Origin of the sequence: Peribacillus sp. B-H-3, from assembly GCF_048572925.1 — a bacterium.
Taxonomy (GTDB): Bacteria; Bacillota; Bacilli; order Bacillales; family DSM-1321; genus Peribacillus.
Map to the genome: position 1 here is coordinate 55,291 of NZ_CP183879.1, position 23,073 is coordinate 78,363.

13 protein-coding genes are annotated in these 23,073 nt (G+C 43.4%); 9 read left to right on the top strand and 4 right to left on the bottom strand.

Translation table 11 applies throughout. The features are described from left to right. The first annotated feature begins 212 nt into the window (after window positions 1-212). From ACN6MY_RS00280 to ACN6MY_RS00300, 5 genes are all read left to right on the top strand, one after another. Window positions 213-2,357: a S8 family serine peptidase gene (locus ACN6MY_RS00280; RefSeq protein WP_419882305.1), complete on the top strand. Its 2,145-nt coding sequence runs from the start codon at window positions 213-215 to the stop codon at window positions 2,355-2,357. A 323-nt stretch (window positions 2,358-2,680) separates the two neighbouring features. After that, window positions 2,681-3,688 (top strand): LysM peptidoglycan-binding domain-containing protein, encoded by a 1,008-nt coding sequence (locus ACN6MY_RS00285; RefSeq protein ID WP_419882306.1) that lies wholly within the window; start codon window positions 2,681-2,683, stop codon window positions 3,686-3,688. 286 nt (window positions 3,689-3,974) lie between these two features. Further along, entirely contained in the window at window positions 3,975-5,411 is a 1,437-nt protein-coding gene (locus ACN6MY_RS00290; RefSeq protein WP_419882307.1) for an MBOAT family O-acyltransferase, read from the top strand. Window positions 5,412-5,437: 26 nt separating this feature from the next. Continuing rightward, window positions 5,438-6,640, top strand: a complete 1,203-nt coding sequence (locus ACN6MY_RS00295; RefSeq protein WP_419882308.1) for a DHHW family protein — start codon at window positions 5,438-5,440, stop codon at window positions 6,638-6,640. A gap of 188 nt (window positions 6,641-6,828) precedes the next feature. Beyond that, the gene (locus ACN6MY_RS00300) at window positions 6,829-7,239 is read left to right on the top strand and encodes a hypothetical protein (protein ID WP_419882309.1); all 411 of its coding nucleotides are present in this window, start codon (window positions 6,829-6,831) and stop codon (window positions 7,237-7,239) included. Between the two features lie 119 nt (window positions 7,240-7,358). Here ACN6MY_RS00300 and ACN6MY_RS00305 read toward each other — a convergent pair whose 3' ends face one another. Further along, on the bottom strand, window positions 7,359-8,234 hold the full coding sequence (locus ACN6MY_RS00305; protein WP_419882310.1) for an accessory Sec system S-layer assembly protein: 876 nt from the start codon (window positions 8,232-8,234) through the stop codon (window positions 7,359-7,361). After that, window positions 8,234-10,615 (bottom strand): accessory Sec system translocase SecA2, encoded by a 2,382-nt coding sequence (secA2, locus tag ACN6MY_RS00310; RefSeq protein WP_419882311.1) that lies wholly within the window; start codon window positions 10,613-10,615, stop codon window positions 8,234-8,236. The genes ACN6MY_RS00305 and secA2 overlap by 1 nt, the downstream gene beginning before the upstream one ends. A 225-nt stretch (window positions 10,616-10,840) precedes the next feature. On the opposite strand from secA2, the gene ACN6MY_RS00315 reads away from it, so the two are divergent. After that, a complete protein-coding gene (locus ACN6MY_RS00315) occupies window positions 10,841-11,500 on the top strand; it encodes a C40 family peptidase (protein WP_419882312.1) in 660 nt (219 codons plus the stop codon). Between the two features lie 282 nt (window positions 11,501-11,782). Here the strand turns inward: ACN6MY_RS00315 and ACN6MY_RS00320 are convergent, their stop codons facing one another. Next, on the bottom strand, window positions 11,783-15,307 hold the full coding sequence (locus ACN6MY_RS00320; RefSeq protein ID WP_419882313.1) for a S8 family peptidase: 3,525 nt from the start codon (window positions 15,305-15,307) through the stop codon (window positions 11,783-11,785). A 353-nt stretch (window positions 15,308-15,660) separates the two neighbouring features. On the opposite strand from ACN6MY_RS00320, the gene ACN6MY_RS00325 reads away from it, so the two are divergent. Next, window positions 15,661-18,204: a YhgE/Pip family protein gene (locus ACN6MY_RS00325; RefSeq protein ID WP_419882314.1), complete on the top strand. Its 2,544-nt coding sequence runs from the start codon at window positions 15,661-15,663 to the stop codon at window positions 18,202-18,204. 71 nt (window positions 18,205-18,275) lie between these two features. Here ACN6MY_RS00325 and ACN6MY_RS00330 read toward each other — a convergent pair whose 3' ends face one another. Continuing rightward, entirely contained in the window at window positions 18,276-18,917 is a 642-nt protein-coding gene (locus ACN6MY_RS00330) for a spore coat protein (protein WP_419882315.1), read from the bottom strand. 154 nt (window positions 18,918-19,071) lie between these two features. Between ACN6MY_RS00330 and ACN6MY_RS00335 the strand changes: the two genes are divergently transcribed. Continuing rightward, window positions 19,072-20,481, top strand: coding sequence for an alkaline phosphatase (locus ACN6MY_RS00335; RefSeq protein ID WP_419884269.1), 1,410 nt, complete (start codon window positions 19,072-19,074; stop codon window positions 20,479-20,481). Between the two features lie 175 nt (window positions 20,482-20,656). Continuing rightward, window positions 20,657-23,017, top strand: a complete 2,361-nt coding sequence (locus tag ACN6MY_RS00340) for an Ig-like domain-containing protein (protein WP_419882316.1) — start codon at window positions 20,657-20,659, stop codon at window positions 23,015-23,017. The last annotated feature ends 56 nt before the right edge of the window (window positions 23,018-23,073 follow it).

Genomic DNA, 23,073 nt, shown 5'->3' on the forward strand with positions numbered 1-23,073 from the left:
TTTCTTTAACGGTCATTTTCTTCAATTCTATTATCCTAGAATCTCCCTTTGTTGTTAACACTTTTTTACATTATATTAAAATTAATCCTGTTTCTAACCTTGAAAAATGGCTCTCTAGGCCAATGTGAATCACTGTTAGGCCATGATAAAATGATGATAGATTACAGGTTTGAAAGATTACAGACTACGCAGAAACAGACAGGAGACTGAATATGAAACCTTTACTTTCGGTGATTTGTGCTCTTTCACTCAGCTTGATGAGTGTAGCTGATGCCAATGCAGCTCCTAATAAGGATGTGCATCCCAAGAATTCTTCTAGACATCTATTCCAGCCGGACAGCTCATACAGCAAAAATCATTTAATCATTAAATTTCGCGATCCTGTAAACAATCAGCAAAAAGAGGATATTTTTAAAACATATGGAGCCATTGAAACTGACGAACTGCAAACAGGGGGTTTTTCAAGGCTGGCCTTCCCTGTACATACTGACCTTATGAAAACGGCCAATATACTTAAAAAAGACAGCCGAATTAAGGATGTTCAGCTGAATTATCTTGTGAAGGCAAGTTACATCCCAAGCGACAGCGGATACCGCAAACAATGGAATGTTCCTATGATGCATGCTGAACAAGCGTGGGACACTACGCGCGGTTCCAGTGATATTAAAGTGTCCGTCATCGACGGGGGAATGCAGGTGACACACCCTGAATTTCAGGGCAGGATTATCACTCCTCATAATGCGGTGACTGGCACTAAAACCATTCCTGCTGATGAGCACGGGACACATGTAGCGGGAATTATCGGGGCCGCTGTCAATAAGAGCGGGACAGTCGGCATTGCGCCCGGTGTAAAAATCATGCCGGTCAATGTGTTCACCGGCAATGATTCAAGCGATTATGATATTGCAGATGCGATCATTCACTCAGTGAAAGCAGGAGCGGATATTATCAACCTTAGCCTGACTATGAGCGACTATTCATCAATCATGGACTACGCCGTGAAATATGCCTCTTCACATGGAGTCTTCATCACTGCAGCGGCTGGGAATGATCATACAAGCAAACTCTGCTACCCTGCAGCCCTGAAATCTGTCGTCGGCGTTAGTGCCATTGATCTAGAAAAGCATGCTGCACCTTTTTCTAATTACGGAACTTATATTGACTTCACTGCTCCCGGAACAGATATTTATTCAACCATGCCTCATAGTTCTTATGGATATTTGAGCGGAACCTCCATGGCTTCCCCTGCCATCGCAGGTGCGGCAGCCATGATATTATCGAAAAATCCTTTTATAAAACCGGATGATGTCATTAGCATTTTAAAGAAATCATCTGCTGACCTTGGCGAAAAAGGCTGGGACAAATATTTCGGTTACGGGCTTCCTGATACAAATCAGGCCTTAATAAACACTCCGAGTCCCGTTTCCAGTTTAAAGCTTTCTGGCAGCACCCTTAACGAAAACGGAAAAAACACGATATCTGTGCTGTTTTCAGCCCAAAAGCTGACAAAAGCATCCCTTTATGTAACAAATCAAAACCATAAAGTGGTCAGCATATTAACTAGAAATAAAACTCTCTCTGACGCTCCTCTATCCTTCACATGGAACGGGAAACTGAGCAGCGGGGCATTTGCACCACAAGGAAGATATAAAATGACGGCAAGAGTGACGAACGGGAAACACACTCTATTCAAAAGCTCTTATGTAACCATTAAAGACTCTGTCATTCCCAGTGTGAGTGTCAGCAGCAAAATCCCTGCCTTTTCACCGGCCTCAAAAAAGACACTCCTAGTGCCTATTGAGGTGAATAAAAACACGTCCCTAACTGCTGCAGTCACGGACAAAACAGGAAAAACGGTTAAAACACTGCTGTTAAAAAAGGACTTGAACGGCGGAAAAAATTCGCTCAAGTGGGACGGAAAAGACAGCAAAGGCGGAATGGTTCCTGACGGATCCTATAACTTGGCACTGTCTGCAAAAGACGCGGCAGGAAGAGTCAGTGCACCTGTAAGCTTGAAGCTGATTGCCGACAGCACGCCTCCTGTTGTAACCCTGAAATCGGCTCATGTATTTAAATCATCAGGAAGCAGCAGGATATCGGCCAAAATCGGTCTTAAGGAAAAGGTAAAAGCGAGTGTTTATATCATAAACAGCAAAAATCAGACAGTTGAAACACTAATCTCCGGGAAATCCCTCCCTCAAGGAATATCCACCGCCGGCTGGGATGGGAAGCTTGCCTCAAACGCATCTGCTTTGAACGGAAATTACAGATTTATGGTCAAAGCGGCTGACGATGCCGGCAATAAAAGATTAATAACAAGCTCTCCTTTTAAACTAGTCAATACAAAAAGCCAATGACAGCAGCTGTCATTGGCTTTTTTTGCAGCAGGAAGTGCTTATGATTTCCATTTAAATGGATAATCATGCCAAATGCGACCTGATTCGAGCCATTTCACCTCTGATTAGAGCCAAATCCCCTTCTATTCGAGCGAATTCCAACATAACCCCCTCCATCATCCAAAATGCAGCGCTATTAAAAATACATTTTTTTACATATATCAACCAATTAAACTAAAATTCAGCACACAAATTGTTAAACCGCCAATTGTAATCAAAATGTAATATATCTTGCAATTCTATTTTTGGTAGAATAGGAAAAAAGACGTCGAGGTGGGAAATTAATGAACAAAGGCATTGTCACACTGTCAGCGGCAGCGGTTATATCATCCGCATTCGCCTCCCCGGCACTTGCTGATACATATATCGTAAAAAGCGGCGACAGCCTCTCAAAAATCGCCAGCACTCACCATATAACAGTTGCCAAGCTTAAACAGATGAACAAACTGACTTCCGATAGCCTGCTCATCAATCAGAAGCTTGCGGTTCCAGATACCAAGATCACAATAAAGAAAACCAATGCAGTTACATACACAGTTGCAGCTGGAGACTCTTTAATCAAGATTGCCAATAAATATTCTCTCACTCTGGCAGAGCTGAAAAAACTAAACAATCTTAAAACAGCCAGTATATACATAGGACAAAAACTGATTATCTCCCAAACTAAAAAAACGACCGTACTGACACCGCCGAAGCCTCCAAATACAGAAGGCAAGTCTGAAAACTCTGCTTATATTGTAAAGTCAGGCGACAGCTTATGGAAAATCGCTTCGCAATTTAAAACATCCCCACAAAGCATCATTGATTACAATCATTTAAAGACTGATGCACTCACTGTGGGGCAAAACCTGCTGATTCCTAAAAGCGGCACAGCAACAGCACCGGCACCCCCTCCTGAAGCAAAGCCAGATCCGCTTCCAGTCAAGGACGCAAGCTCTGTTATTGCGACGGCAAAGAAAATGATCGGTGTGCCATACTCATGGGCTGGAGCTTCACCTGGCGGCTTTGACTGCAGCGGTTTCATTTATTATGTTTTTAAAAATTCCGGCTACCAGATTTCAAGAGTTTCAGCAGCCACTTATTATGATCTTGGCAAAACGGTATCAGCCCCTAAACCTGGCGATTTGGTTTTCTTTTCTACCAATCCGGCAAGTTCGGCTCTCATTTCCCATATGGGGATTTACATTGGAGACGGACAATTCATTCATGCCAGCTCGAGTAAAGGCGTGCAAATCAGTTCACTCAGCATGTCTTACTATCAAACCAGATTCGCAGGTTACAGAAGCTTATAAAACCTGAAGAACCAGGCCTGCCTCAGCTGCCTGGTTTTTTTGCAGGAACCCTGGCCGGGAATAAGCTTTTAAAGCTTAAAAGAATAAGAGGCATATTCCATTGGTTTAGAAGAATGGATAGCCTCCTTTCCGGAAGCTCCATCACCCGCCGCTCAGATAAATTCCATATTTTTCAAATGGTCTATTGACTGACAATTCTATGAATGCCCTTGTACATACAACCGATTATTAGTAAAATGTATGAGATTGACAACAGACTTTTTTTTACTAGGAAGGTATAAAAATCATGTTATTTAGTTCTACAGTGTTTCTATTTTTATTTTTGCCCATTGTTCTATTAGGCTATTTCATTATCCCGAGAAAACTCAGAAATATCTGGCTGCTCGGTGCAAGTTTGCTATTTTATGCCTGGGGCGAGCCAAAATTCGTCTTAATCATGCTTCTCTCCATTGTGCTTAACTACTTTTTTGCTTTAATCGTCAACTCGAATAAGAATAAAAAAACAACTGTTAAATGGATCATTGCCGCAATGGTGACCGCTAACCTGGCCTTGCTTGGCATCTTCAAGTATGCCGCGTTTGTGGTTACGAACATTAACTCGATATTTCACTCATCACTTGATGTTCCGGATATTCCGCTTCCTTGGGGCATCTCATTTTTCACATTCCATGGAATGAGCTATGTGATTGACGTTTACCGCAAAGATGGCGCATTGCAGAGAAACCCGCTGAACATGGCGCTTTATATCTCTTTATTCCCCCAATTGATTGCCGGGCCCATTGTCCGGTATCAGACAGTCGCCAAACAGATTACCGTGCGTGAAGAAACACTCGAAAAATTCGCATATGGAACAAAACGTTTCATCATTGGCCTGGGAAAGAAAATGTTTCTCGCCAATAACTGCGGCTGGGTCGCCGACCATGTTTTTGCCATGGATCCAGATCACATGTCAACAGGGATGGCCTGGATTGGAATCATTGCTTACTCGCTGCAAATATATTTTGACTTCTCCGGATACTCCGATATGGCAATCGGGCTTGGCAGAATGTTCGGTTTTCATTTTCTTGAAAATTTCAATTATCCATACATCTCCCGTTCAGTTGCAGAATTTTGGAGAAGATGGCATATTTCACTCGGATCATGGTTCAAGGATTACCTATACATACCGTTAGGCGGAAACCGCGGTACAACATTTCAGGTATACCGCAACTTATTTATCGTCTGGCTCGCAACAGGCATCTGGCACGGAGCAAGCTGGACCTTCATTGCCTGGGGATTATACTACGGCGCATTTATTATGCTCGAGAAAGCATTCCTAGGAAAATGGCTGGCCGCCGTACCTGTTTTCATACAGCATGTGTATGCATTGCTTGTCGTAGTGGTCGGATGGGTATTTTTCCGCGCTGAAACATTTACGTACGCGGCAGATTATATTAAAACGATGTTCGGCTTTAACGGCATTGGTTTCTGGGACAGGAATGCTGCATACTATTTCTCCGAATATGGAATTTTGATTCTGCTCGCCATAATAGGTGCCGCGCCAGTTTTAAAAGCCATTAACGGAAAAACAATCGGAAAAATCCAATCAGCAGGAACCAATACGGGAGTGGCAGCTGCAGCCTGGAGCTCAACACAGACAGCTTATTATATGATCGTTCTTTTAATCGCGATTTTCTCAGTTGTCTCCAGTTCATTCAACCCATTTATTTACTTCCAATTTTAAAATAAGATTTGGGGGCTTTATGTTTCATGAATCATAAAATCAATGACTATATATTATTGTTCTTCTTTTTGGGCCTGCTCTGCTTTTTCACCATATGGATCTGGGCCAAGGAAGATCTGTCTTCATCGGTGCTCGAAAACCGCGCGCTTGCACAGCGTCCTGACGCGACCATTGACTCTGTCATTTCAGGCAAGTACACAAAAAGATTTGAAACCTATTATAATGATCAGTTTCCTGCACGGGAAAGATTTGTCGAAGCCAATTCAAAGCTTAACAAATACCTGCTTGGACAAAACGTTGTACGTGATGTGTATGTCCATAAAGACGGATACCTCATCTCTCCTGTGCCAAAGTTCACTGAGGACCGGGCGAAGGAGGTTGCAGCACGAATAAATTCCTTCGCTGCTTCTTCCGAAAAAATGGGCGTGAAAACGTATTTTGTGCTTATGCCGAATAAATCTACCATCATGGAAGATAAATTCCCGGACTACTTCCCAAGCTACGGCCGGCAGGACACACAGCTTTTAATGAACAAAATTGCGCCTGCTGCAAACCCAATCAGCCCTCTGGATACGGTGAATAAGCATATTAACGAAGATAATATGTATTACTATACCGACCATCACTGGAAAGCTAAGGGTGCCTTTTATGCCTATCAGTATGTAATCAATAAAATGGCCCAGGATGCAAGCGGGATAGCCAAGGCACGCAAGCTCGAAGACTATTCATGGACGGAAAGCGGAAAAGACTTTTATGGATCGGATGCCAGAAAGACCACGGCTGCTTTTGTTAAACATCCTGACACCATTACGGTTGCGAAGCCAAAATTCAATGAAAAACCGCTTGATGTCTGCTACAACGGCAAATGCGGGCAGGGCTTCTACACAGACAAATTTCTGACAGCTCCTGACTTATATACAAACAGGTATGCCTCATATATGGGCGGCGACCATCCAGAAACAGTCGTCAAGAACCCGAATGTTAAAGACAAAAAGCAGCGGCTGCTGATAATTAAAGATTCCTATGCTAATCCAACCATTCAATTTTTCTCCCGGCATTTTAGCGAAACGAGAGTCCTTGATTTAAGGCACTACAGTAAAATGACGGTGCATGAATATATTAAAAGAAATAAAATAAAGTATGTTATGATTATTCATAATGTAAATTCTATTTACGTTACGCCAAGCTTAACGAATTACAATGATCCAGGAAATGGAGAGAATCAGTAATTTCTTCATTCATAAGATTATCAGGCTCCTACACTGTATAAAATGCCTCTGCAAAATTCAGGCATTTTAAAGGACAAGGCTTCTAGTTCCGGCACCGCCCCCGCCTTTTTGGCGGTGCCTGACATATACATCAGGAGTATGCAAGTTGCCTGACACGGACTTGTATTCACTATAAGGAGGAATAGATCGTGGATAATAACCAAAATCAGATCAACCATCTCAAAGAACAATTAAAAAATACCCCGCCCAAGATTATTGGCGGCTACAAAAAGCCGGGATGGGCATTGAAGGTTCTGGACAAAATCAGCAACGATGCCGTCGAAACTGAGCCTGATGGCAAGATCACTGCAAAAGGGATCCTTGAAGCAAAAGATAAAACTTATTATCCTGCATTTCTCACATTAGATATGAGCAGCAGCGGGCAAATTGCCGGCGTCTACTTTATCTCTGAAACATCCGATCAATTTGAACTCCTGCCATTTGAGCTGATCAGAGAATTCATCGGCAAGACGGACAGCGATCTTCTTCCATTCAAATACCGGACACTTGAAAAAATAGAAGGCGACCAGGTGCAAATTAACTGGCCTGATTTCACATAAGGGACGGAAAACGGTGGAAGCGCTAACCTTCCGGCGTTTATATACATAGAACAAGCGTAGCCAGGCACTTAGAATACAAAAAAACCTGTTCAAAAAGAACAGGTTTTTTTTCGCCTTCATTAAGATTGCGGAGGATAAACCTTCCACCTTTCAAAATTCGGCTGGGGCTTTGTAATTAGCGCAGCCGGGAAAATAAATGTCCAGGGTTTACTGGTGTTCGCTTTCACTTCAAAGTTCTCAAGTGTAAATCCGCCCTGGCAGACAATGTCGCCATCAGCGTCTTCCACAACTAAAGGAATGGTCTCAAGCTTGATATTCTTATCGTTTCCATTGCGGATAAGAACCACTGCAGCAAGCGTTCCGTCATCCTTCATTGTGGCTTCGATACCCATTAAATTAATTTCTCCGGGATTCAGCTTAGGCAGGTTCGTCACCATTTCCTCTAGATACTTGCGCTGTTCGGCGGAGATCTGGTTTTCCCAGGTTTTATCAAGCTCTAAAGCTTCCTTTTGAGGCTGCTTCAGCTGAAAGGCAATCTTCCAGCCATCTTCTGGAATTTCCTCCGATACCCTGTCTTCCTTCAAAAACAGAAATCTCCATGGCATGCAGGACATTGGCGGCATTTCACCGATATCATCCATTTCGAACTGTTTCTTGGCAAATGCTTTTCCATCTTTATCAATCAGCAGCAGATCAACTTCTTCAAAATTCACAGCCTTGGGAAGAGTGTTGCGCAAAAATGCAACCACCATGATATCGCCGTCAAGCTCTGCCATATTCAGTCCAGTAATTGATAATTGGTTAGGCTTCAAGGCTTCCAGCTGCTGATGGCGGAAACGGTACACATATTGCTCGGAAGCGCTCAGCTCCCAGTCAGGATGAAAATACAAACTTGTATCTGTCCCTAAGTCTGCATGTGTTTCAGACTGGTTTTCTGTGGTTTGCGCGATTGGTTCTTTAAACGGCATAGGTGATTTTTTCTTGAATAGTCCCATCACTCTTCACCTTCTTCATTATCATTTGTATAATCATAGGCATTTTTCATGAACTCAGAGAAGCGGATGCTGATTTCTGATTCGATATCGGCAATCAGCTGTTTGAATTCTGCCATTCCTTCTTTTTCAAACTGTACATAAGGATCATCCTGCGCATAGCTGCGGAGATGGATTCCGTCTTTAATCTGGCTCATTAGATTCAAATGGGTAATCCAGTTGGTATCAATGGCCGAAAGCATGAATTGCTTCAGTTGCAGGCTTAATCCTTCATCTTCTTCGAGAGTGGAAATCATTTCTTTCAAATGGGAATATTCGCTCCATATCAGACTCTCTGCCTCAGCTTTCTCAAGTTCAGTCAGACTTCCTTGTGGAAAATTCTGGGCAAAGAACAAGATGGAAAGTTCATATTCAAGCCCCGCAGGATTCCATTCTGCAGGATCTTCCGGATAATACCTGTCTATAATCTGGCTGATATAGCGTTCCATATATTGAAGCAGCTCCTGGAACATTTCATCGCTTTGCAAGTCAAGAACCCTGTCCCTCATGGAATATACAACCTTACTCTGCTGATCCAGCACATTTTCAAGCTTCAGCAGATGGCTGCGGGAGCTGTAGTGCGTGCTTTCTATCATTTCTTGGACCTTTTTCGTGAACTTTACGGGATCTGGAGTAAGCACCAGGCCACTAGTATCTGTTTTGACTTTTTTCATATAGCGTTCTTTTTCTTCTTCATCGTAATAAAGGAACAAATCATCTTCAAGCGAGATGATGAATTGCGATGAGCCTTCATCTCCCTGGCGGCCTGAACGCCCTCTCAGCTGCATATCGATCCTGTTGCTTTCATGCCTTTCCGTCCCGATGATATGAAGGCCGCCAAGTTCCCTGACTCCTTCGCCAAGCAGGATGTCCGTTCCCCGTCCAGCCATGTTCGTCGCAAGCATGACCTGCCCTTTTTGGCCGGCCATTGAAATCACTTTTGCTTCGTCTTCTTCTGTTTTTGCATTTAAAATCTGATGCTTGATTTTTGCCTTCTTCAAATGATCCGATAATTTCTCAGATTGCTCAATAGAAGTCGTCCCAATCAGGACCGGACGTTTTTTGCTGTGCATCACACTGACCTCTTCAATAATCTTCTTGATTTTTGAAGAATGATCTTTATATACCAGATCTTCATAATCGATTCGGCGGACTTCTTTGTTTGTAGGTATAGTGACGACGTTCAGCCGGTACGTTTCCCAGAATTCCTTTTTGGAAGGAGTGGCGCTGCCTGTCATTCCGGAAAGATTCTTGTACATGCGGAAATAGTTTTGGATAGTAATCGTTGCATGTGTTTCATTTTCCTCAGAAATCTCAAGGCCTTCCTTTGCTTCAATCGCCTGATGCAGGCCTTCGCTGAATGTACGGCCTTCCATAACCCTTCCGGTGAACTGGTCGATAATGACAATCTTTCCTTCTTTGATAATGTAATCCACGTCTTTTTTCATGATGACGGATGCGCGAAGAGACTGCATCACATGGTGAAGAAGCTCCTGGTGCTCTGCTTCATACAGATTGTCTATTCCAAAAGCTTGTTCGATCTTTTTCGAACCTCCATCGCTTAGGAAGGTTTGCTTTGTATCCTGGAATAAATCATAATCTTCATCTTTTTTAAAATTCCGGACGATTTCAGCAGTAATCCTAAACAGCTCGTCTCCTTCGCTGGACTGGTTAGCAATGATTAAAGGCGTCTTCGCTTCATCAATCAAAATACTGTCCACTTCATCGACAATCGCATAATGATGACCCCTTTGGACCTTATCTTCTTTACGGAATACCATGTTGTCGCGAAGATAGTCAAAGCCAAACTCTGTGCCGGTTCCGTACGTGATATCAGCCTGATAGGCCGCTCTCTTTTCAGCGGTTTCCATCTGGGAGATATTCAACCCTACCGTCAGGCCAAGAAATTCATGAACCTGGCCCATTAGTTCTTTATCGCGGCTGGCAAGGTATTCATTCGCTGTAATGATGTGAACGCCTTTTCCTTCAAGCGCGCGCAGATAGCTGGGAAGAGTGGCAACAAGTGTTTTTCCTTCTCCTGTATTCATCTGGGCAATACTGCCCTCATTCATGACAGCTCCGCCAATCAGCTGCACATCATAGTGCCTGAGACCCATTACCCTTTTGGCAGCTTCTCTTACGACAGCAAACGCCTCTGATTGAATATTCTCAATAGTCTCGCCGGATTTCAGCTGCTCTTTAAAGGCCTCTGTACATGCCTTTAACTCTGAATCTGACAATTTCTCATACTTTTTCTCTAATTTATTTACTTTTTCTGTTAGTTTAAATAGTCTTTTCAAATCTTTTGAACTTTCATTAAAAAGCTCTTTAACTTTAGATATCATGCGATTCTCCCCTGTTACCATTAAATAAACATCTAGTCGAATTATATCATATTAAGAAATTTTATGTTCATGTGTCAAAATTTACCTATATTAATTTTACCAATGATTACTATTTCAAAATTGTAATACAAATGTAATATTATTGCACGTTTATTGTAACATTCCTGTATTACCATGATTGTACAAGTTATCCAAGATATTATTCGGGAGGAAACAACAAACATCATGAAAAAAGTAATCGCTTCTGTTGCAGCCGCTGCCGCCATTATGCTATCGCCGCTTTTCAGCCATCAGGCTTCCGCAAATATCGGAGACAAAACTCTTAAACCTGCTATGACAAGTACAGATGTCAGGCAGCTCCAAAATCTATTAAAAATTAAAGGCTATTATAGCTATTCAGGTTCATATACTACATACTACGGTTCTTCAACTACTAGTGCCGTTAAAAGATTCCAATCCGCAAAAAGACTGACTGCCGACGGAATATCCGGCCGCAATACATACAATGCCATGGGTGTATACAAAGTTGATGTCCCTAGACTTATCAGTACTGCCAAACAATACATGGGTGTTCCATACAGATGGGGAGGCATGACTCCATCCGGATTCGATTGCTCAGGCTTGATCTATTACGTCTACCAAAAACAAGGAATCATCCTTCCAAGGACTTCCTCACAGCTATACTCTAACATCGGACTAAAAACCACTGCCCCTGTAAAAGGAGATCTCGTATTCTTCAACACTGGCGGCTCAGGTGTCTCACATGTTGGCATATATATAGGAAACAATCAGTTCATCAACTCATCTTCTTCCCATGGAGTAAGCATCGCCAGTTTAAGCAACTCCTACTGGAAACCAAGGTACATGGGCTGCAAAACACTATAAGAAATTAGAACCCCTGGCTTTTAGAAGCGAGGGGATTTTTATGTTTTTTTGAAATCCGTCTTGTTTTCATGATCTTCCTGAAAGCACTTCAGAGTATCTAAAGGTTTTGATACGCTTTTTTTATAAAACCTCTTTCTTTTTTGTTCACTATCATAGAAGAAACATGGCTCACTTCAAAAATCATGCGACTTTTAGCCATAATCATGCAGCTTTTCAGCAAATCATGCGACTCCAAATTTATAACGCAAAAAGCAGCCCCCGAGAGAGCTGCTTAAGATACTATTAATTGAATGTAATCGTCAGTCCATAAGGATTAAAAGATGCATTTCCTTTACTGTCGCGGACTTTGATGTAGTACGTGCCTTTTGATAGGTTAAGCGATAAGATTTCGCTGTCTCCCTGTGCGTAGTAATCACTATAGGCGACACGTTTCCCGTTTTTGTAAACCTCGATCACTCCGTCGATTTCATTGCCTGCTTTTAGTGTGATCAATCCTGTTTGAGTTTTGGCGGATGTGAAGGCAAACCAGTCTTCATCGCCTTCTCTGGCTCCTGCATTCAAACTTGCGCTTGCAGAATAGGTTTTGCTATTAACCTTTTTAAACTGCAGCGGCTTAGATGGTGTATTATTCTGCACTTTGGAAGAAGCATCTTCATCTTTTAGATTCACTGGTGCCACAGTCAGCTTATATGGCCATAATGTCAGCGGTGAGGCACTATCAATATAGCTCTGCAATGTGACAAAGTACCTTTTTCCTTTTTCAGCCTTAAAGGAACCATAATTAAAGCCGGATTGATCCATTTTTTCTACATAAGTAGTTTTTTGATATTCATCATCATCCAGCTTGTGGTTCAGGTTCGTATCCTCGGTGATGGCCACCAATCCGAAGAAAGGAGCCAGCAACGCTTGAGGATATCTTGCTTTCAAAGAATCTGTCAGTTCCTTGCGCTGAAAGTCCACTCCGTAAATGGCGGTTTTGGAAGGCGCAAGATAAAAAGTGTCAGTATCATTCGGCATGGCGAAGTTTCCTTCAATCGGCCCTTTTGGCAGTGTTTTCGCCTTTTCAGGTGTGTCATTTTCTTCATAAGCATCACCTGGTGCTTTGGTAAAGAACTCTCCCTTAATATGATACGGATCAAAGGAAAGATTCGAAGAAAATGGATTCATGGTAGCCGTTAAATAATACGTTTTTCCTGCCTTCAAACCTGTATAAACTTCATGTGACAATCCCATCGAAAAGAAATCGCCTTCCATGTTATAGCCAATCGGATTTAAAAATTTGTGTGTTTTTCCATCTTCGTCCTTTGACTCAATCACTTCTGAAATCTGCAGCAGCGGCGTTCCTTCTGTTCCTGGAAGGTCGAATTTGTAAATTCCGGTTTTATCTGCCGTGAAGGAGTACCAATCTTCATCACCCTCATTTTGAATATAGCCGCTTAACGTGCCACCTAATTCATAAGGAAGGGCTGCGCTGGAAATTTTCTCGTATTCTTTATCAGAATCATAGTCCCCACCATCATCTTCCCCATCCGGCTCTTCGCCTGGGAGGCCATCTTCATCCTCAGGAAGCGTTTTGCTGTCGAGGTGAACCTGATATGGAAGCAGGGATTGTCCCGGTTCCTGCTCACTCAGGAACATTCCGGACAGCAGCATGTTAATGAACTCAATGAAACTCATGGAATCATCCATCATCAGCTTCTTGCTCGTTACCTTCACATAATACTCTGTGTCCGGCTCAGACATAAAGGTAATGGTTTCACCATCTCCCGTGCCTCCATTGTTGGCTGAGTATAGAGACGGGATCTCTTCCTCTTTGGCCGGAACTGTATCACCCGAAGCGGATTTTTCACCTTCTATTAAAGCGGGTTCCTTATCTCCTTCTTTAGAATCGGATCCCTTGTCTCCTTCTTTTGGATCTGCTCCTTCTCCGTTTCCGGAACCATCATCAGCTGGCGGGAACAGCGAAGCCTTATCGTAAACTTCAAGCCCGATATTGACTCCAGGAATTCCTGAGGCACTGAATCTCATCAGCTGCGCAGCGTTTCCGGATTTAAAGGTGAAATAATCGTCATCACCTTCTTCGCCTGTAAGATGCAAGGCTCCGGGAACACTTTTCATATCGATTGGTGCTTCTTTGCTTGATTCATCTTCTGGAAGCTTGTCTGTTTTGGTGATGGATAACGAGTACTTTGAACGGCTTTTATCAAAGTTTCCGTTCACGTCCTTCACCCCGATAGCGACATCTCCTGTAAATGGTGCCTGAATCAGCTTTGCTTCACTTTTCCCTTGTACTGCATCATTGATTTCAAGCTCTTGTGTATGAAAAATATCTCCAAAGAAATTGACCATTACCTTGTAATCATATGGAGAGCTGCTAGAGAGGTTTGCCTGGATATACTCCCCTTTTTCCACATGAAACTTCACCCAGTTTTGCTGATAAGGCTTTGTAATCGATCCGGAGATTTTCGATGCTCCTGCTTCCGGTTTAATGACTTCTGCCTTTTTAAAAATTTCGTTCACAGTCCAGTTTTCCTTTACGAAGGCCGGAAGTTTTTTCACATCATATTTCAAGGCCGCAACTGGATTGACAAGCCCGTTTCCGTATTTGATGTCATAGCCTGATGCTCCGAGATCTGTTGATGTTTGTTCCAAAATGTACTCCACCTGTGCCGGAGTAAGCTTCGGATACTTGGAAAGAAGCAGTGATGCGGCTCCGGCCACAACCGGCGTGGCCATGCTTGTTCCGCTCATCGTACCAAATGTTGATTTCTTTTCATAGTCGTAAATAGGCGCGTATATATCCTCTCCAGGCGCCACAATATCTGTTGTGGCTCCGTAGTTGGAAAAATAGCTGAGCTTCTTCTTGCTGTCAACCGAGCCGACGCTGATAACCCCTTCATAGGCTGCCGGATAACTCCGCATTTCCATCCCATCATTTCCCGAAGCAGCTACCACAACCACCCCTCTAGCGATTGCCTTTTTGATAGCCTCCTCTAGGACCGGCGAGGGAAATCCTCCTCCAAGACTAAGATTGATCACCTTGGCCCCTTTGTCAGCAGCATATAAAACACCCTGGGCAATCGAATAATCATAGGCGCCTCCTTGTCTGTCAAACACATCGACTGAAAGAAGATTAACATTCGGGTTCACTCCATACCCGCCAATTCCATTCCCTTTTTTGGCAGCGATGATTCCTGCTACATGTGTGCCGTGAAAATCAGGATTGGCCGGATTCATCGGATTCACTTCATTGTAGCTTGGAAGCAGGGATCCTTTCAGTTCAGGATGATTCCGGTCAATTCCCTGGTCGATGACTGCTACCGTCACTTTGTTCTTTCCTGCGAGTTTTTGAGCTTCATTGATATGCAAAAGGCTCAATGAATACTGCTTGTCCGTTTTGGGATCAGTTGTGCCCAGAGCTTTATAAATCGGGCTGACATTGACAGACACAACTTTTTTATTTTTTTGATACTTTAACAGTGCCTTCTTTAAATCTTTTTTGTTTCTCACTTTAACAACAACATAATCCAGTCCGCTCACATGCTGAATGACAGTGCCTCCAGCGAGCTGGTGGTCTGCTGCTGATAATGGCTTCGAGTATTTCACAACGAGTGTATCGTCACTGTAATTCTCTGCATTTGCATCCTGCAGCTTGCCATCCAGGGAAGCGCGTGCACTTTGCATTGGCAGGGCTCTCTTAGAGATTGCCGGTCCCTTTGCCAGGACGTGATGGTGAGAAAAAAGCGGTGATGAGGCTAGAGACAAACTTACGCCAAGTGATAGAATTTTTTTCGTAATCGGCTTCATATCGTTCCCCCTATTTCTTTATCACCTCTATCATAAGTTATTTTCCCAATATTGGAAATATTTTCTTTTCGCGCATTTTTATGAACTATGTCGGAATCTCTGTTTTTTACCTTCATTAGTCCAATTTAAATCGTCTATTAATTTTGTCTCTTGAGTTTCGCGTCCTTCCGCTCTAATCAATATCAGTTCAAAATCTCAAACGGTCTTTAACAGAGCCCTGTAAATAAAAATTTTGTAACTGCCATAAAGTTAGCAGGTATTTAGCACTAATATTCAGAATATTATATTTTACGCACAGAAAGTGAATGACTATTCATTATTTGTGCGTAAAAAAGAGTCAATGGGGGGATAGAATGAAAGGTTATGCATTACAGTCTAATGGACTAAATGGGAGAAAAGGATGGATTATTGCACTTATCGCTGTTTTATTAGTACCGCTTGTGTATGCGGCAATCATCCTTACTGCCAATTGGGGCCCTTATGACAACTTATCAAAAGTGCCGGTAGCTATTGTAAACCATGATGAAGGCGGCATGTCAGGAGATCAGCCGATTAATGTCGGCAGTGATCTGGTGGCGGATTTAAAGAAAAACAATTCACTCGGATGGGATTTTGTTAGCTCAGACGATGCAGCGCGGGGGCTGAAGGACTTAAAGTATTATATGGTGATTGAAATTCCCCGTGATTTCTCCAAAAACGCAACAACCGTTTTGGATGAAAATCCCAAGAAGCCGGAATTGAAATACACACAAAATGAAGGGCTTCATTTTATGGCAGCACAGGTTACGAAAAATGCTGCAGCCACGATTCATGAACAGCTTGATAACCAGATTACCAAAACATACACCAAGACATTGTTCGCTAAGCTTTCAGATATTTCCGCGGGCTTTAAAGACGGAGCTAATGGTTCAGGAAAAATCAATGCCGGTGCCGAGGAGCTGCATAAGGGAACAGGCAAAATCCTCTCTTCTCTATCGGAAAAGGCGCCCGATATCTCAAATTTAGCAGATGGTTCCAAAGAGCTTAAATCAGGAACAGGCGAATTATACCTCTCTCTTTCCGGCAAACAAAATGATATCGCAAAGCTTGCTGATGGTTCCAGGCAAGTGAATGACGGAACAAATACACTTTTATCTTCACTGAAGGAAAAATCTTCAGATATCACGAAGCTTGCGGACGGCACACAGCAGCTTGAGAACGGATCTGGACTTCTTTTGAAATCTCTGAAGAACGGTTCTGGAAGCATCGGCCAATTAGCTGACGGCGCCAAGCAGGTGGACGGCGGAGCAAAAAAGGTTGCCGGAGGCGCACGTGATGTGGCAATCGGGGCAGGAACTCTAGCAGCTGGATCTGTCCAGGTTCTTAATGGCATAAAGGATGCATCATCTGGAAGCTCTTCTTTGAATGATGGTTTGGCCAAGCTTGAGCCTGGAAGCAAGGCAGTTGCTGACGGCGCAGGTGAAGTTGATAAATCGGCAAAAGCTTTGCTTGCTGGAGCACAGTCAGTCGCTGCCGGACTTGACCAATTGGCTGAAAAAGTGCCGGGACTTAAGGAAAGCCCAGATTTTAAGAAACTTCAGGCCGGAAGCAAAGCTGTTTCAGGCGGACTGGATCAGCTTGCAGCAAAAACTCCTGATCTTAAAGCGGGAGCTGACCAGGTTTCAAAAGGATTAACCGCCGCAAAAGCAGGTTCAAAAACCCTGAACGGAGGATTGGGCAAATTGGTAGCAGGCCAGACTGCAGTCAATGAAGGGGCGAAAAAGCTTTCAGCCGGTGCCAATACCTTATCCGTAGGCGCAGGTACCCTGGCAGCTGGAACAGAAACACTTGCTGCAGGAAACGAAACCGTTAATTCTTCCTGGAAAAAGGTGACGGATTCAGTGGCTGCCATTAATGGAGGCATCTCTTCTGTTAATAAAGGCAATCATACTGTCGAGAGCGGGTGGAAAGACATGACCTCTGGTGTTTCCACACTCGCAAATGGCACAAAACAGGTTGCTGACGGAAATCAAACAGTCAAAACCGGATGGAGCGCCTTAACGCTCGGAGCTAACAAACTCGATAATGGGATGCTTCAAGTATCAAATGGAACTCAATCTGTTAAAACAGGATGGGATGCCCTGACATTCGGCCTGAAAAAAGTCGATAATGGCGTGGGTCAAATTGAAAGCGGTTCCAACGAACTCACTACTGGACTGGCAGGCGGTGCTGAACAAACAGGTGCCATCCATGCAGGAGATAAAAACATCGAGCAATTTTCCGCTCCAGTCAAGCTTGCTGGAACAGCGATTCATAAATTCAAGGCATATCGCTATGCGAATGCGCCATATATCTTATCACTGGCCCTGTTTACAGGCGTATTGCTCATGACCCTTCTTTTTGATTTGAAGCTGCCGGAAAACCTTGAAGTTTCAAAGTTCCGTTTTTACGGAGGTAAATTAGGAACCATGGCAATGCTATCAGCTGCCCAGGCAGCCATCGTTTCCCTGTTTACTTTATTCTTTATTCATTCAAATTTTATGAACGGATTCAGCATGGTGCTGTTTTCCATTTTTGCAAGCCTGGTATTCCTGGCCATCGTCTTCTTTTTGACGGTGCTTGCAGGAAATATTGGCCGCTTTGCGGGATTGGCATTTCTGGTTCTGCAGCTTTCAATAACTGGCTCAAGCCTGCCTATTGATATGCTGCCGCAGGGATACCAGACATTAAGCAAATTCCTTCCGCTGACTTATTCAATCGGAGGATTCAAAGCAGTCATCAACCTTGATAACTATGCATCTTTTTGGGGAAATACAGCTGCGCTGGCCGTCTTTTTAGTTGTCTTTTCCCTATTAACAGCAGCTATCGTTTTACTTAAAAGAAACAAACCTGCTCACACTGCAAAAGCTGCTGCGTAATCAGTGACAGATTCTTAAACACACGCAATGCCCTTAAGCAATATGCTTAAGGGCATTTTTCATTTGGAATCTTAGTGAGCCATTCCGCCATTTGGCATCTGCGGCCCTGAGCCTGATGCAGGTGCATAAGCATTCAGCATCTGCTGCACATCCTGCTCTGCCAGCTGCGGCACCTGGTAATAATGATGCTTATTTTGGTACAACGAAAGTTCATAAGCCATTTCAATACAATTCGGTACCGAATCAGCAAGCACGCGCCGAACAACAGGGTTTGTTGTTTCTAGGGCTGCCATCGTTTTCGCTGAAGCACTCGCCTTCAAAGATCCGAGCATACAGCTCGAAACAGACGCATCCGTCATTTCGGAAACATTTTGCACCGGCTTCGTTGGCGATGTGGGTGTTAAGCCGTAAACGAAGTCATTTCCCTGGTTCATTTTATAGCTTTGAGTCGGCTGTGCCGGATCTTGCCCGCTTTTAAAGCAATCCAGCGTAATATTATATTCATCTTGGATAAATTGGCATTGACGGTCTAAAATGCCTAGCAGCTCAGGATCCTGCACATGCTGGCGGAGCAGCATAAATGAATTTAAAGTACTAATCGTTCCCGTGAGCACTTCCCTGACATCAAATAATTCATGTCCTCCATGGTTCAAATGAGGAGGCACGCTGCCTGTATGCATATTTTGGTGGTTTTGACCTTGATTTTGCATCATTATAATTCCCTCCCAATCATTGATAACGAACATAGTTAATATGGATTTCCCGCTCTGTTTTATACCTCTCCCCTCCCTTTTTCTTATGAAGCATCATGAATAATTCAAGCCACATCCGGCACCCTATTGGTAACTGAAAGGAGGTTGATGAGTGATGAAGCCTCACAATATCAAAGCCTTCACTTTAACAGCCATTCTGCTTTTTGGCAGTTTTTGCGGGCTCCCTTTAAAAACAGCTGCCGAACAAAGCACTGTTCCAAAAAACATCATCGTCATGATTGGAGACGGAATGGGAATTGGGCAGATGGAAATAGCGAGGCAATTGGAGTATGGAAAAAAAGGCGTGCTGAATATGGAGAAAATGGAGCATCTTGCTTTGATGCATACCTATTCCGCGAACAATTCTGTAACAGATTCAGCTGCTGGCGGAACGGCGATTGCAACAGGGGTGAAAACCAATAACGGTTCTATCGCCGTAGATTCCGCCGGAAAGGAAATTGACAGCATTCTTGACGCCTCACAGATAAATGGAAAAAAGGCAGGAATCATTTCAACAAGCATGATCACCGATGCCACACCGGCAGCCTTTAGTGCAAGTGCTCCAAACAGGTGGACAGGAAATGCCGATATTGCCAGGCAAATTTACAAGCATAATCTGGATGTTATCCTTGGCGGCGGAGCTAAATACTTTTCTCCAAAAGAACAGAACGGAACCGATTTGATTGATACATTCCGTCAATCCGGATATACCATCGCTGCTGACAAAAATCAGCTGCGGGCTGCTCCTTCTAACGGTAAGCTATTAGGGTTATTCAATCAGGGATATATGCAATTTGTGAATGACCGGGATATCTTTCATTCCAAGGAGCCCACTTTAAATGAAATGACTGAAAAAGCACTTAGTGTTCTCGCAGGCTCTGACAAAGGCTTTTTCTTGATGGTGGAAGGCGGACGTATTGACCATGCCTCACACGCAGCTGATTTCACTGGAATCTGGAAGGAAACAGCCGAGTTTGATTCAACTGTTAAAGAGGTTACTTCCTGGGCAAAAAAACGCGGCGATACGCTTGTTGTTGTGCTTGCCGATCATGAAACTATGGGCATTTCGTCATCAGAACCAATGAATGTTGCCGGACTGAAAAACGTAAAAGCTTCATCTGAATACATGGCTTCACAGATCAAAAAAACTGGCAATGGAGAAATAATTCCCGAAAGCCTTGTAGAGGTACTTCAGAAGTATGCCAATATAAAGCTCTCCCCCCAGGAAGCTCAGCAGCTGATTAAAAACCTTCAGTCTCCGGGCAAATCCATCTATCCTTCACAAATTACCGGCTGGGAAATCGGGAGTGTCATCGCTCTTCATAATCTTGCCGGGGCCCAGGACCGCAGCATCCGGGCAGCAAGCAAAACAACCGGAGGACATACAGCTAACAGTATAGCCGTTTTTGCAGAAGGGCCTGGAAGCGAGAATTTTAAAGGTGTCATAGATAATACAGACATATCAAGGATCATCATGAAAGCTGCACATATCCCCTTTGTTCCCGGACAGCATAAAGCACGTTAAAATATTTAGCCGCCATGAATTTTCATGGCGGCTTTTATATTTTTTTGAAAATTACCTTTTCACAGACTTGATAGAAATATATAATAATTAAGGGTGTTAGCTAGACATGCTTCGCCCTTGTTTTTCTATTTTTCTATTAATCTACTAAATTGTGAAAAGGAACGGTGTAACCTTGATGAAAAAGAAACAGTTTACCAGGCTCGGCCAGATTACTGCCTCTGCCCTTCTATTCGGATCCTTCATGTCTCCAGCGGGACATAAGCTTGCTCACGCTGATGATGCAGCCGCAAATGTAAAGGTCCAAATTCTTGGCATCAATGATTTTCACGGACAGCTTGATAAAACAACAAAGATTAATGGACAAGTCACTGGAACGGCTGCCTATTTGGCTGCCTATCTAAAGAAGCTTGAAGCGACAAACCCGAATACCATCAAGGTTTCGGCTGGAGATGCAGTCGGCGCAAGCTCGCCGGTTTCCGCCCTGCTGCAGGACGAGCCAACCATCAGGTTTCTGAACATGATGAAATTTGATATCGGAACTCTTGGCAACCACGAATTTGATGAAGGTGTTACAGAAATGAAGCGCCTGGTCAATGGCGGTGAGCATCCGAAAACCAAGCAATACGGCACCTTTGAAGGAGCAAACTTCCCATACATCTCCGCAAACGTAATCGACAAGTCAACTGGAAAACCGATCTTTGATCCATATATCATTAAAGAAGAAGCTGGACAAAAAATCGGCTTTATCGGGGTTACCTATTCTGACACACCAAGCATCGTTATTCCAAGCGGCGTAGAGGGTGTTGAATTCACAGACGAAGCAGAAGCGATCAATAAATATACAAAAGAACTAAAAGACCAAGGAGTCAAGGCAATCGTTGTATTGGCCCATAATCCCGGTACTTCCAATCTAGATGGAACAAATCCTGCCGGTGAAGCGATAGACCTTGCTAATACGGTAGATGATGAAGTGGACGTAATTTTTGCCGCTCATGATCATAAATACCTGAACTCAACAGTAGACGGAAAACTGCTTGTTCAAGCTTATTCAAGCGGTGCTGCTATTTCTGATGTGAATCTGGAGATAGACCCAGCAACACATGATATCGTAAAAAAAGATGCACAAATTGTGAATACACTTAACAGTGGCATCGAGCCTGACGCTGATGCACAGGCATTAGTAGATAAATATCTGGCAGACATCAAACCGATTATTTCTGAAGAAGTCGGCACAGCCAGCATCCCTCTTACAAGAGACCAAAATGAATCAGGCGAATCTGTTCTCGGAAATGTCATTGCAGACAGCATGCGCACAGAAATGAAAACAGACTTCGGATTCATGAATCCAGGCGGCATCCGTGCCAATATCGATCAGGGAACCATCAACTGGGGTCAGGTTTACACTGTTGAGCCATTCGGTAATGACCTTGTAAAAATGACCCTGACAGGCGCGCAGATCCGCGATGTATTAAATCAGCAATGGCAGCCTGAAAAAACCAATATGCTTCAAATCTCAGGCTTGACCTACACATGGTCCGATGCACTTCCAAAAGGACAAAAGGTTGTTAACATCTTCCTCCCTGACGGAAAGAAAATTGATCCGAATGCTGAATATACGGCAACTGTCAACAACTTCATGTCAACCGGCGGAGACAGCTACACAGCCTTTACAGGCGGCAAAAACAAAGTAACAGGATCTGTTGACTTTGATGCCCTTCTTCGCTACCTGAAGGCACAATCCCCAGTTTCAGGAGCCATCGAAGGAAGAATCAAAAAAGTAACAGACATTACAGCTGATGCACCGGTTGTTAATCCGGTTACAGATCACGACTCTTTCATTACCGGCAAAGCTGAAGCCGGATCAAAGGTTACAGTCTGGATTAATGGAAAAGAATATAAAATTGATGTTCCTGTCGGTACAGATGGCACATTTAAAATCAAGACCGCACATTTAAAAGCAGGCACTACAGTATCTGTAAGCATCACGGATGCGGCTGGAAACGATAGCGAAAAAACAACAGTAACCGTTCTAGACAAAACGGCTCCGCATGCTCCTTATGTTCATATAGTCAGAGACTTTGATAAAAAAGTGACAGGACAAGCAGAAGCCGGATCAACCGTTACAGTTAAAGCAGGCAAAACACTTTGGACAGGCATTGCAGACCGTAAAGGCATGTTCTCTGTAAAACTGGATAAACAGCAAAAAGCAGGAACTTTGCTTTATGTATTCGCTGCAGACAATAGCCAGAACATCAGCTCATCTGTGAAGCTGATCGTTAAGGATGCAACGGCCCCTAAAGCACCAATCGTCCATGCTGTTAAAGCAGGCGAAGGCTGGGTTACAGGAAAAGCAGAAGCCTCTTCCAAGGTTTATGTAAAAAGCCACAATAAAGTAGTCGGCTATGCCTATGCAGGCAAAAACGGAACTTTTACGGTGAAAATGAAAAAGCAAAAACCAGGAACAGCTCTGTATGTGTCTTCCAAGGACCGTGCAGGCAATATCTCAAAAACTGTTAAGATTTTCGTAAAAAGATAAAATCAGCACCATCCCGCCATACTGGGATGGTGTTTTTATTTCCTCTCACTAATAAT

What these genes read in the sequence shown, in the direction of transcription:
- ACN6MY_RS00280 (WP_419882305.1), top strand. Translation starts at nt 213, where the DNA reads ATGAAACCTTTACTTTCGGTGATTTGTGCTCTTTCACTCAGCTTGATG.
- ACN6MY_RS00285 (WP_419882306.1), top strand. Translation starts at nt 2,681, where the DNA reads ATGAACAAAGGCATTGTCACACTGTCAGCGGCAGCGGTTATATCATCC.
- ACN6MY_RS00290 (WP_419882307.1), top strand. Translation starts at nt 3,975, where the DNA reads ATGTTATTTAGTTCTACAGTGTTTCTATTTTTATTTTTGCCCATTGTT.
- ACN6MY_RS00295 (WP_419882308.1), top strand. Translation starts at nt 5,438, where the DNA reads ATGAATCATAAAATCAATGACTATATATTATTGTTCTTCTTTTTGGGC.
- ACN6MY_RS00305 (WP_419882310.1), bottom strand. Translation starts at nt 8,234, where the DNA reads ATGGGACTATTCAAGAAAAAATCACCTATGCCGTTTAAAGAACCAATC.
- secA2 (WP_419882311.1), bottom strand. Translation starts at nt 10,615, where the DNA reads ATGATATCTAAAGTTAAAGAGCTTTTTAATGAAAGTTCAAAAGATTTG.
- ACN6MY_RS00315 (WP_419882312.1), top strand. Translation starts at nt 10,841, where the DNA reads ATGAAAAAAGTAATCGCTTCTGTTGCAGCCGCTGCCGCCATTATGCTA.
- ACN6MY_RS00320 (WP_419882313.1), bottom strand. Translation starts at nt 15,307, where the DNA reads ATGAAGCCGATTACGAAAAAAATTCTATCACTTGGCGTAAGTTTGTCT.
- ACN6MY_RS00325 (WP_419882314.1), top strand. Translation starts at nt 15,661, where the DNA reads ATGAAAGGTTATGCATTACAGTCTAATGGACTAAATGGGAGAAAAGGA.
- ACN6MY_RS00330 (WP_419882315.1), bottom strand. Translation starts at nt 18,917, where the DNA reads ATGATGCAAAATCAAGGTCAAAACCACCAAAATATGCATACAGGCAGC.
- ACN6MY_RS00335 (WP_419884269.1), top strand. Translation starts at nt 19,072, where the DNA reads ATGAAGCCTCACAATATCAAAGCCTTCACTTTAACAGCCATTCTGCTT.
- ACN6MY_RS00340 (WP_419882316.1), top strand. Translation starts at nt 20,657, where the DNA reads ATGAAAAAGAAACAGTTTACCAGGCTCGGCCAGATTACTGCCTCTGCC.